The organism is uncultured Thiodictyon sp. (assembly GCA_903837595.1).
Lineage (GTDB): Bacteria > Pseudomonadota > Gammaproteobacteria > Chromatiales > Chromatiaceae > Thiodictyon.
Genome location: CAILVI010000367.1, coordinates 1 through 11,888 on the forward strand (window position 1 = coordinate 1; position 11,888 = coordinate 11,888).

The following is an 11,888-nucleotide window of genomic DNA, read 5'->3' on the forward strand; positions in this document are numbered from 1 at the left end:
GGCCGCTCCTACGCACGTAGGAGCGGCCCCCCGGCCGCGACGGGGCTTCAGGGCGACCTACGCCGCAGCGGCACCCAGCTCCCGTTCAGTGGTGCCCAGGGCATAGGGTCTGCCCTCGGGGCCGAGCAGCAGCGTGGCCACTAGCGACACCTCCAGTTCGCGCCCGTCGCGGGTACGGCGCCGGGTCCGATAGGGCTCCAGTGGCAACGCGCCGGGCTGACGCAGCTGGGCCAGCATCCGCTCATGGTCCGCCAGCGCGGCGTCCGGGATCAGTTGGCGAATGTTGAGCGCCAGGGCCTCGGCCTCGCTATAGCCATAGGTCCGCACTGCGGCCGGATTCCAGGCCAGGATGTGGCCATCGAATTCCTGCACGGTCATGGCGTCCATCGCATCGCGCACCAGCACCACCAGGCGCCGCTCCTCGGTCAGGGCCGTGCGCAGACGCTCGGCCTCCTTGATCTCATCGATGTCCATGAAGGTAATCACCGCCCCGTCGATGCGGTGGTCCAGCGTCTTGTAGGGCCGTACCCGCACCGAGTACCAGTGCCCGGCGTTGTCCTGAAGCTCCAGACTCTCGATGCTCAGGTGATCAATCACGCGGCGCACCAGTGCATCCAGATTCGGGATGTCGATGTTCGGCTTGATGTTGCCGATCGGCCGGCCCAAGTCGGCACCGATCAGGTTCAGCAGGCGCTCCGCCTGGGGGGTGAACTGACGGATACGCAGTTCATTGTCCAGCATCAGGATCGGCAGGTTGATGCTGGCCAGCATGTTGGTGATGTCGTTGTTGGCGGCCGCCAGGGCGGTATTGCGGTGCTCCAGCTCATCATTGACCGTCACCAACTCCTCGTTGGTGGACTGCAGCTCCTCCTTGGCGGTCTCCAGTTCCTCGTTGGTGCTCTGCAACTCCTCATTCGCCGACTGGATCTCCTCGTTGAGCGAACGCAGTTCCTCGTTGGTCCCCTCCTGCTCGGCGATGGCCGCCTGGAGATAGTCCCGGTTGCTGGCCAGTTCCCGCTCCAGGCTGGCGATGTAATCGTCCCCGGAGAGCCTGGGCACGGCCTGAGCCTCGGCCGGCACCCCGTGCGGCTCGGACCCGGCCGCCTCGAACAACACCAACAGGCAGGACTCGCCATTGACCGGGGTACGCAACGGCAACACCTGCAGATCGACCACCCCCTCACCGCCATTGCGCTCATAGGCCACACCCGGCATGTGCACCGGGGCGTGCGACTGCTGCGCCTGGGACAGCGCGGCACGCAGGGCCACGAACAGCCGGCGGCCGGCCATCTTGAGCAGATTCAGACTCGCCGCCCCCGGGCTCGGGTCCAGATAGCGCCCGACCTGGCCGCGGAAATGCAGGATCTCAAGATCCGCGTTCACGATCACCCCCGGCGGGCTGTAGCGGGCCAGGACCAGTTCATCCGCCTCCTGTTGGGGGTGGCGGCCGAGGCCGACGGGTTTGGGCAGTGGCGGCTCCGTGAGGCCGTCCTGCACCGGAGTACGCGGGGTGAACTCATAGCCCAGCCGCCCGGCGACCGACTTTTTCCCATAGATCTTCGACGGCTGATCCACCAGTGCAAACAGGTCCGCCTGCTGGCCGATGGTCTCGGAGGGTCCCAGCATCAGGAACCCCGTCGGCTCGAGCGCATAGTGGAACACCTGCAGGACCCGCTTCTGCAACACCGGACCAAAATAGATCAGCAGGTTGCGGCAACACACGAGATCCAGCCGCGAGAATGGAGGGTCCTTGGCCACATTCTGGACCGCGAAGATACACAGATCCCGCAGCGCCTTATTCACCTGATAACCGCCACCAACCTTGACGAAGAAGCGCCGCAGCCGCTCCGCTGAGACCTCCGCGGTAATCCGCTCCGGATAGACTCCGCGACGCGCGGTGGCGATCGCCTGCTCATCAATGTCGGTGGCAAAAATCTGGATGGCGACGGGCGGCACCGGGGCGCCCTCCTCCTCGCCCAGGCATTCGAGCAGGGTCATGGCCAATGAATAGGGCTCCTCCCCGGTCGAGCAGGCCGGGCACCAGATCCGCACCTGGGTCTGGGACGGCAGTTGGGCCCCCGCCCGCACCCGGTAGGCGGTGAACACCTGCGGCAAGACCAATGTACGCAGCGCGGCGAAGGTCTCCGGATCACGGAAAAAACCCGTCACCTGGATCAGCATGTCCTGGAACAGGGCGTCCAGTTCCGTCGGCGTGCTCTGGAGGAAGCGCACATAGTCCGCCAGGCGGTCCAACTTGTGGACCAACATGCGCCGCCGGATGCGCCGCCGCACGGTGGTTTGCTTATAGAGTGCAAAGTCGTTACCGGAGCGCGAGCGCAGCAGCAGATAGATCTTCGCCAGCGCGTTAGCCGCACCGTCGCCCGCGATGGCATCCTCCGGCGGAAGCCGCTGGCGCAGCAGCGGGTGCCGGGCCATGCGCGCCAACTCCTGGGCGATCTCCTGGGGCGGCAGGATCAGGTCCGCACAACCGGCTGCCACCGCGCTCCCGGGCATGCCCCAATAGGCCGCGCTCACCTGATCCTGCACCAGGGTGAGCCCGCCGGCGGCCTTGATCGCGGCCAAGCCGGCGGTACCGTCGGAGGCGGTGCCGGAGAGCACCACCCCGATCGCCTGGTCGCCCTGATCCGCGGCCAGGCTGCGTAAGAAGTCGTCCACCGGCAGGTGGCGCCCGCGCTCGGTGATCCGCTCCAGGATCTGCAGCCGCCCGTGCAGGATGCCAAGCGTCACGTTGGGCGGGATGGTGTAGATATGATTGGGCTGCACCGCCAGTCCGTCGGTGGCCTCGGTGACCGGCATCCGGGTGGCGCTGCCGATCAACTCCGCGAGCAGGCTGCGGTGCTGGGGGTCCAGGTGCTGGACCAACACAAAGGCCATGCCGGTATCGGTCGGCAGGTGCTCCACCAGCCGCCGATAGGCCTCCAGACCGCCGGCCGAGGCGCCGATGCCCACCACCGGGCAGGTTGACCGGGCTTCCGAGGACCCAACCGCGCCGCCATCTGGCGTCTCATCGGCAGCCGCAGAGGCGTCCTCATCGGCCAAACCATCCGCCGCTGGCGCGGCATCCAGTGACCCGGTTGCTTCAGGCGGCTGCGTTGGTTCGGACATACAATGGCTCCTGGGTTGGCTGTTCGGTACCGGCGCGCCTGGTGTTCGACAACCACAAGGCGGCGCGGCTCGCGAGCCGGCCTTGATCGTCGTTGCGGCCATAAGCACACAGCAGGTCGAGGCTTTAGCCGGTTCAGCGCGCAAACGACGCTGCTTTCTCTTGGATATATTGGAGACCGCCACCGGCTAACGGCCATGGCGCCCGCGCCACCCCGCAAGATGAAAGTGGCGGGCGCCTTGTCCGTTCCCCCTCTCCGGCCCTCCCCCACAAGGGGGGAGGGAGAAGTGGAGCGCACTCCCGGCGCGACTTTCACGGAAAAGCCTCAACCTCCAGTTGCACCCGGACCGCCGCTGACCGCAACGTTGATCAAGGCCAAGGTGCCGGCGCTCACGCGGCCCCTCGCCCATCCTACGACCTGCGCGCTGGCGGCACCCCCTAAGTTTACAGGATATAGCCCGCTGCGCCCCTCAGGCGGACTGTAAAATCCTGTAAGACGCTGCGCACCCGCTCGCAACTCTGCTATTTTGATACCCTGGCGGCTGGGGCGGCCGAACCGATCGGCGAGGCGGGATGGTGCATACGCGGCGCTGACCCACCCGACCGATGTGGAAATCGCCTACAGTGTCTGCGATCACGATGCCCCCGCACAAGAGCCCCCCATGACTGGCCTTAGAGACCTTTCCGACCGCTCACTGAGCGAAGTCCTGGCCAGGCTGCGCCAGGAGTCCCGGGAGCCCGCCGACCCCGGGCGGGTGTTGCATGACCTGCAGGTCCACCAGATCGAGCTCGAGCTCCAGAACCGGGAACTGCGCGACGCCCAGCAGGCACTGGAGGAGTCGCGCGACCGCTACGCGGACCTCTACGACTTTGCCCCGGTGGGCTATGCGACCCTCACCCGCCGGGGCCAGGTCACCGAGATGAACCTGACGGCGACCCGGTTACTGGGTCTGGAGCGCGGACGCCTGCCGATCCTGTATCTGGGCACACAACTCGCCCCCGGGGCCTCGGGCAGCCTATTGGCCGCCCTGGCGCGGGTACTCGACACCGGCGAGCAGGAGTCGCTCGAGGTCGGTCTGGGTCGAGGGCCGGGACGCCCCGAGGCGCGCGACCTGCGCCTGCTGATCGAGCGCGAACAGCCACACCCCGGGGTGACTGAGCCACCGGCCTGCCGGGTCGCACTCATCGATATCACCGAGATCAAACAGGCCCAGGCCACGGTCCTGGCCGAACGGCAGTTCCTGCAAGCGGTCGTCGACGGGGCCGCCGACCCTTTGCTGGTGGTCAGTCCCGATTACCGCATCATGCTGATGAATACGGCGGCGCGGGCAGCCGCCGACAGGCGTGGCGGCACGAACACCCAACCGCTGACCTGCCATCTGGCGATGCACGGGCGCGAGGCCCCCTGCGCGGGCTTCGAATACCCCTGCCCGGTGCGCGAGGTGCTCGCCAGCGGGCGGGTGGCCAAGGTCGTCCATCGGCACCGGGAGGAGAACGCAGAGGAACACGCGGTGGAACTGCTCGCCTCTCCACTGTGGGGACCCCAGGGCGAGATCATCGGTGTCATCGAGTCCGCCCGTGACATCACCGAGCACCGGCGACTCACCGAACAACTCCTGGAGCGTGAACTGCAACTCGAACACCTGGCCGAGCACGACCCGCTCACCGGGCTGCCCAACCGGCTGCTGTTCGCCGACCGGCTGACCCAGGCCATGCGTCGCGCCCACCGGGAGCGGCATCAGGTAGGCCTGCTGTTCCTGGACCTGGACCAATTCAAGGTCATCAATGACAGCCTGGGGCACGCGGCCGGGGATCGCGTGCTCCAGCAGGCGGCAGCGCGCATGCGCGCACTGGTCCGGGAGGGCGATACCGTCGCCCGGTTGGGCGGCGATGAGTTCACCGTCATCCTGGGGGCACTGGAGCGGGGCGACGCCGCCGCGCGGGTCGCCCACGCGCTGGTCGAGGCCTTCGAGGAACCCTTCGAACTGGACGATCAACGGCTCTATGTGACCGCGAGTATCGGCATCAGCCTCTACCCGCAGGACGGCACCGACGTGGACACCCTGGTACGCAACGCCGACTCCGCCATGTATCTGGCCAAGGACCAGGGCCACGACACTTTCCGCTTTTACACCCAGGACATGACCGAGCGCGCCTTGGCCCAGGTATCACTGGAGACCGCCCTGCGCCAGGCGCTGGCCAACCAGGAATTCGTACTCCACTACCAGCCCCAGCATGCACTGAGCACCGGTCGGGTCGTCGGGCTGGAGGCCCTGATCCGCTGGCACCACCCCACGTTCGGACTGGTCGCACCGCAGCGCTTCATCCCACTCGCCGAGTCCACCGGGCTCATCGTCCCGATCAGCGCCTGGGTCTTGCGCACCGCCGCCGCCCAGATGCAGGACTGGCAGGCCCAGGGGTTGCTCGCGGGGGCCGCCATGGCGGTCAACCTGTCGAGCCGGGATCTCAGTAATCCGCACCTGGCCGAGGACATCGGCGCCATCGTCAGCGAGATCGGGCTCGCGCCCGGCATCCTGGCCGTGGAGGTCACCGAGACCTGGGTCATGGCCAACCCCGAGGCCGCGGCGGAGAATATCCGACGCCTGGCGGAGCTCGGGATCGCGGTTGCCATCGACGACTTCGGCACCGGCTATTCGTCGCTCGCCACCCTCAAGCGCCTGCCGGTATGGGGGCTGAAAATCGACCGCTCATTCGTCGCCGGGCTCCCGGGAGGCGCGGACGACCGCGCCATCGCGGCGGCCATCATCACCCTGGGCCAAGCCCTGAATCTGGAGGTCATCGCCGAGGGGGTCGAGACCCAGGCCCAGGCAGACTGGCTCATGGCCGCCGGCTGCCGGATCGGCCAGGGCCACCGCTACAGTCGGGCGCTCCCGGCGGACGCCTGCGCGGCCTATTGCCGCCAGGCCGCGGCAACCGTATCCGGTGGATAAGACGCGCCCCCACGCGGTCACTGCTTGAGCACGACGCTGCGGCGCGCCGCATCAACCAAGGGCGCGGCCCGCAACACGCCACCACGATGGCGTTTATACTTGAGCCTATCGAACCGCTGCGGCGCCCACCGCACCGCGGCCCTCCCTAACCGGTCCCCCCACGCATCATCCAACGCGAGTGCCGCATGGCCACCCTCCAAGACCTCTCCGACAACACCCTGACTGAAACCCTGGCCACCCTGCGGCAGGAAAGCGTGGACGTCACCGACTTGCGGCGGGTCGTACATGACTTCCAGATCCATCAGCTCGAACTGGAGATCAAAAATCGCGAGTTGCGCTCAGTCCAACAGGCCTTGGCGGAGTCCCGGGACCTCTACGACTTCGCCCCGGTGGCCTATGCCACGCTGGATCGCCGCGGCCGGGTCACCCAAATGAACCTGGCCGCCGCCCGACTGCTCGGCGTGACGCAGGAGCGCAGCACCAGCCTCTTTCTCAGCACGCGGCTCGCCCCGGGTGGGATGTTTGTGCTGCTCGCCGCCCTGGAGCGGGCACTGGAAACCGGCGCCGAGCAAGCAATCGAGGTAGACCTGGCCGCGGAGGCTGAGCGGCCGCGTACCCTGCGCCTGGTAATCCACCGCGGACCGGATAACCCGCCTAGCTGCCTGGTTGCACTCCTCGACCACACCGAGCAGCAGCGACTCACCGAGCAATTGCAGGAACGCGAGCGCGAGCTCGTGCAAACGGGCCACCACGACACGCTCACCGGACTGCCCAACCGACTCTTGTTCGTCGACCGCCTGGACCAGACCCTGCGCCACGCCCATCGGCAGCAACGCCAGGTGGCCCTGTTGCTACTGGACCTGGACGGCTTGACGAACATCAATGACAGCCTGGGGCACCCGATCGGGGATCAGGTGCTGCAAGCCTCAGCGCGGCGTATCAGCGAGCAGATGCGCAGCGACGACACCATCGCCCGCTTCGGGAGCGATGAATTCACCATCGTCCTGGGGCCCATGGAGCACGGCAGCGACGCGTCGCTGGTGGCGCAAAAACTGCTTGATGCGTTCAAGGAGCCCATCGAGTTGCCGGACCGCTCGCTGTATGTGACGGTGAGCATCGGCATCAGCCTCTACCCGCAGGACGGTGCCGACGTGAACACCCTGGTGCGCAACGCCGATGCGGCCATGTACCAGGCCAAGGAGCAGGGCCGCGATTGCTTCCATTACTATACGCAGGAGATGACGACCCGCGCCGTGGCCCAGTTTTCGGTGGAGACGGCCCTGCGCCAAGCGCTGGCCAAGGGCGAGTTTGTCCTCCACTATCAGCCGCAGCACGATCTCGCCACCGGGGCGATCGTCGGGGTCGAGTCCTTGATCCGCTGGCACCATCCCCAACAGGGGTTGATCGGCGCCGAGCGGTTCATTCCGCTCGCGGAGTCCAGCGGTCTCATCGTCCCCATCGGCGCCTGGGTGGTGCGCACCGCCGCCATCCAATTGCACGCTTGGCGGGAGCAGGGGTTGCTGGCGGGCGTGACACTCTGGATCAATCTGTCCCACCGTGAACTGCGCACCGCCAATCTGGCCACACGCATCGCCGCCACGCTCACCGGGGTCCACCTTGAACGCGGCGCCCTGGCGGTCGAGATCACCGACGGTAAATCACTGGTGGAATCCTCCTCAGCACTGGAGAACATCCGCCACCTGGTCGATCTGGGGATCGAGGTCACCATTGACGATTTCGGCACCGGGAACACCTCGCTGGCCTCACTCAAGCGGCTGGCGGTACGCGGGCTCAAGATCGATCACACGGTCGTGCATGGCCTCCCGGGGGACGCGAACAACGAGGCCATCGCCCGGGCCATCATCGTCTTGGGCGAGGCGCTGGGGTTACGGGTCGTGGCCGAAGGCATCGAAACCGCCGCGCAGGCGCAGTCACTTAAGACCGCCGGCTGCCGGATCGGTCAGGGCTACCTGTTCACCCGCGCGCTGCCGCCGACCGAATTCGAGGAGTATTGCCGTCGCATCGCCACGGACCGCACCGCGACCCAGGCGCAACCCACCACGACCTAGTACCGTATTCCGCCTAGTCTTGCGGCTGGTCAAGCCCCGAAGGGGCACGACATACCAGCCCAGGGCAACGCCCTGGGTATGACGGATAACGGACCGCAGCCCTGAAAGGGCGTGACATAAGGAACCCCGCCATTCTGTCACGCCCTTTCAGGGCTAGGCCGAATAAACAACGCTAACCCAGGGCGTTGCCCTGGGCTGGTATGTTCGACACCGTTGGGGTCGGTATGCCGCTCTTTTTCGGATCAACCGCTACCGGGATCGTTCCCGCCGGAGCACACACCGGCGGCAGCAGGTCGCTCAGGCGCTCGGGCGGGAGTCCCAGGCGCGCGCGGTAGATGACCCGATAGGCCAACACCCGTTCCACATAGCCGCGGGTCTCATCGTAGGGGATGGCGGCGATCCACAGAGGCGCCGGCGTGCACTCGCTCGGCAGCCAGCGCGCGACGCGCGCCGGTCCCGCGTTATAGGCCGCGGTGACCAGCGCGGCATGACCAAAGCGTTCCTGCAACTGCGCCAGATAGCGGCTGCCGAGCCGCAGATTAAGTCCCGGGTCGAGGATGGTCGCGGGGGTGGGCGGCGCGAGCCCCAGGTCGGCGGCCACCTGCCGGGCCGTGGCCGGCATCAACTGCATGAGACCCAAAGCCCCGACCGGGGAGGCGACGGTGGCATTGAACACGCTCTCCTGGCGGATCACACCATAGATCCAGTCAGTCGGCAGCCCGGTCTGCTGCGCTTGCCCGTCCACCAGGTCGCGATAGGGGAGCGGAAAGCGCAGTTCCAGGTCATCCCAATAGTCGGTGCGGGCCAGGGTAAAGATGGCCTGGTCATGCCAACGCAGCGCATCCGCCACATAGGCCGCCGCCAGCAGGTCCGGGCGCTCCAGTGACCGGGTCAGGGTGCGCCACTCCCGGCGCATGTCCGCCTCGCGCCCGAGCACGCGCAGCAGCCGAATGCGGACCATCGCGGGCGCCCCCGCCAGGCGACGGATCCGCTCGGGCTCGGCCGGGGCCGGGCGTGGCTCCAAGGCATAGGGTAGCCCCAGCCGGTCGGCGGCCAGCAAACCCCACAGGCTGCGCGCCTCCGCCGCCAGTGTGAAGGTGGCGCGCGCCGCGCGCTCATCACCCAGGGCCGACTGCGCATACCCCAGCCAATAGAGCCAGCGGTCGCGCTTCTCGGTGAGGGCGGGCATCCGCTGCACCCAGGCGGCCACCCGCGCCCAGTCCCGCTGGGCGATCCCCGCACGCAACCGTTGCTCCTGCGCCGCCAGATTGGCCGTCCCGGCGGACATCCCATCCCAGATGGTCAGACCCGCCGGGTCGCCGGCCGCGGTGAGTGCCCGTCCCACCGCGGCCTGGGCCAGGTCCAAGGCCATTGCGTCCCTGGCGAGCAAGGCGCGGCCGGACTGGAGCGCGGCGGCGGCACCGCGCGGGTTGGTCCGGGCCAGCCGCTCGATCCCATCGGCGAGGATGGCCGCGGCCACGGGGTCATCGCCGGCCGGCGCCGGCTCCAGCACCAGGGCCGGCCGCGCCCGCACCGCGAGCCAACGCTCCAGCCGGGGGCGCTCCGCCATCGGGAGCAGCAATCCCAATTGACGCGCCAGCCCGGTCTCCCCCGCCCCCAGCGCGAGGCGGATGCGCCGCCAGATGAGCGCGGCATCCAGAGCGCCGCGCGCGCGCCAGGCGGCGAACAGCGGATCGCAGGCGGCCGGCTGGGGGCGGGGGACGAGCCAGAGTGGCTCCAGCTGTTGCGCCGTGAGCACAAGCGGCGCCTGACCCGTCTCCACGCGTGCGCGCAACCCCAGACAGCGCAGCTCAACCGACTCATCGTCCGGCCGCACCAGCCGCGCCAGATCCGCCCAGCGCCCGGCCGCGGCCAGGCGTTGTATCGCCGCGGCGCGCACCCGCTCGGCCTGGGGCGTGTCCGGGAATTCGGCCAGGAAGGCCGCCAGCGCCCCGTCCGGTGCCGACCTGAGGTCGAGCTCGGCGAAGCGCAGATAGGGATAGAGCGGATCGGCGCGCAGGCCATCGAGTTGCGCGGCGAAGCTCGCCCGGTCCCCGGCTTTCAAGGCCGCCTCGGCGTTCAGAAATCCCGCCAGATCGGGGTCCTGCGCCCGCGCGACCGCGCTCAGGAGCAACACCAAGGCGAGTGACGCGGCCTTAAGGCCGACGGCGGGGTAACGGGACATCAGTGCCTCTCCTCCTGAATCCACAGACGAACACGGAGTTTCACCGATGAATATAGAGCATTTGAGGTCATCTGTGGATTTCAGGATTGGTCATAATGGCGAACCTGCCGCAGCTTCACTGGCCGACACGAGGCACACCATGCACCCCGACCTTCAGCGACTCACGCAGGTATTGCGCGCGGCCGCACACAGCGAGATCATGCCCCGCTTCCACCACGTCAAGTCCAGCGCGAAGGCAGACGGCAGCCTGGTGACTGAAACGGACGCGGCCGCCCAGGCCAGCATCACCGCGGCCCTGACCCAGATCTGGCCGGGCATCCCGTTGCTCGGCGAGGAGATGACCCAGCACGAGCAGGCGCAGCTGCTCGGCACCGCTGACCAGGCCATCTGGGTGCTGGACCCCCTGGATGGAACCAGCAACTATGCCGGCGGCTACCCCGGGTTCGCCATCTCGCTGGCCCTGGTCGAGCACGGTCAGGTCGTCCAGGGCGCCGTGCTGGACCCGGTGCGCAACGAGTGCTTCTGTGCGCGGCGCGGCGGCGGTGCCTGGTGCAACGGCGCGCCGATTGCCCCCTTCGCCCCCGGCCCCCGACTCGGCGATTGCCTGGCGATGGTCGACTTCAAGCGCCTGCCCGCGGCGCGCATCCCGGCGCTGTTCCGCCCCGGGGGCTTTCGCTCGCAGCGTAACCTGGGAGCCTCCGCCCTGGAATGGTGCTGGCTCGCCGCCGGGCGTTTCCAACTCTATCTGCACGGCGGCCAGAAGCTCTGGGACTATGCCGCCGGCCAACTGATCGCCGACGAGGCCGGGGTCGCCTCGCGCGCCTATCGCCCCTATGGCAGCGCGGCGGCGGCGGGGCTCGACCTGGAGCCGCGACTCCAGGTGGCCGCGGCAACCCCGGCGCTGCTCGAACAATGGCTCGCCTTCATCGACCTGCCGTTCATCGCGCCTTAGATCGTCGCGGCCGGGGGACGCGCGTAGGAGCGGCCCCCCGGCCGCGACGGGTTGCCGCACGTGCTGATCCATGGTTACCCACCCCCGAGACCCCCACATGACCGACGACACCAGCGAACACGACATGGCGCTCGGCAGCGGCATCGCCGCCTTTGAATCCAAGCAATTCTCCCGCGCCGTCGGGCTGCTCGGCCCCCTGGCCGCGGCCGGCGAGCCGCAGGCCCAGTATCGCATCGCCATCATGGCCCAGAACGGACTCGGCATGACGCGCAACCCCGCGCTCGCCTACCGCGCCATGCAGGCCGCCGCGGTGGCCGGCCTGGGGCCAGCCCAGCACGGGCTCGGCTACATGTACCTGACGGGCGAATGCACCGCGCAAGACCCGGCCCGGGCCGCCGTGTGTTTCCGCCTGGCCGCCGACCAGGGCCTGGCCGGCGCCCAAGCCGCGCTGGCCGAGCTCTACGAGGAAGGCCGCGGCGTCCCCCAGGACAGCGCGGAGGCCGCGCGCTGGCGCCGACTGGCCGGGCTCGATGAGGGCTGACAATCCCGCTGCCTTTGACCTATAATGCCCGTCTCCTCTGCCGGGGTGGCGAAACTGGTAGACGCA

Annotated in this window: 6 protein-coding genes; 4 read left to right on the forward strand and 2 right to left on the reverse strand. The window is 68.3% G+C overall.

Going from position 1 to position 11,888, the window contains the following annotated elements:
* Positions 1 to 57: 57 nt before the first annotated feature.
* Entirely contained in the window at positions 58 to 3,126 is a 3,069-nt protein-coding gene (locus QZY44_RS21165) for a chemotaxis protein CheB (RefSeq protein WP_295451608.1), read from the reverse strand.
* Between the two features lie 660 nt (positions 3,127 to 3,786).
* Between QZY44_RS21165 and QZY44_RS21170 the strand changes: the two genes are divergently transcribed.
* The gene (locus QZY44_RS21170) at positions 3,787 to 6,075 is read left to right on the forward strand and encodes an EAL domain-containing protein (RefSeq protein WP_295451614.1); all 2,289 of its coding nucleotides are present in this window, start codon (positions 3,787 to 3,789) and stop codon (positions 6,073 to 6,075) included.
* 185 nt (positions 6,076 to 6,260) lie between these two features.
* Entirely contained in the window at positions 6,261 to 8,144 is a 1,884-nt protein-coding gene (locus QZY44_RS21175) for an EAL domain-containing protein (protein ID WP_295451618.1), read from the forward strand.
* A gap of 172 nt (positions 8,145 to 8,316) precedes the next feature.
* Here QZY44_RS21175 and QZY44_RS21180 read toward each other — a convergent pair whose 3' ends face one another.
* Positions 8,317 to 10,329, reverse strand: coding sequence for a transglycosylase SLT domain-containing protein (locus QZY44_RS21180; protein WP_295451626.1), 2,013 nt, complete (start codon positions 10,327 to 10,329; stop codon positions 8,317 to 8,319).
* A 139-nt stretch (positions 10,330 to 10,468) separates the two neighbouring features.
* On the opposite strand from QZY44_RS21180, the gene QZY44_RS21185 reads away from it, so the two are divergent.
* Entirely contained in the window at positions 10,469 to 11,281 is an 813-nt protein-coding gene (locus QZY44_RS21185) for an inositol monophosphatase family protein (RefSeq protein WP_295451632.1), read from the forward strand.
* Positions 11,282 to 11,378: 97 nt separating this feature from the next.
* Positions 11,379 to 11,822: a sel1 repeat family protein gene (locus tag QZY44_RS21190; protein WP_295451639.1), complete on the forward strand. Its 444-nt coding sequence runs from the start codon at positions 11,379 to 11,381 to the stop codon at positions 11,820 to 11,822.
* Positions 11,823 to 11,888: the final 66 nt, after the last annotated feature.

What these genes read in the sequence shown, in the direction of transcription:
- QZY44_RS21180 (WP_295451626.1), bottom strand. Translation starts at nt 10,329, where the DNA reads ATGTCCCGTTACCCCGCCGTCGGCCTTAAGGCCGCGTCACTCGCCTTG.
- QZY44_RS21185 (WP_295451632.1), top strand. Translation starts at nt 10,469, where the DNA reads ATGCACCCCGACCTTCAGCGACTCACGCAGGTATTGCGCGCGGCCGCA.
- QZY44_RS21170 (WP_295451614.1), top strand. Translation starts at nt 3,787, where the DNA reads ATGACTGGCCTTAGAGACCTTTCCGACCGCTCACTGAGCGAAGTCCTG.
- QZY44_RS21190 (WP_295451639.1), top strand. Translation starts at nt 11,379, where the DNA reads ATGACCGACGACACCAGCGAACACGACATGGCGCTCGGCAGCGGCATC.
- QZY44_RS21165 (WP_295451608.1), bottom strand. Translation starts at nt 3,126, where the DNA reads ATGTCCGAACCAACGCAGCCGCCTGAAGCAACCGGGTCACTGGATGCC.
- QZY44_RS21175 (WP_295451618.1), top strand. Translation starts at nt 6,261, where the DNA reads ATGGCCACCCTCCAAGACCTCTCCGACAACACCCTGACTGAAACCCTG.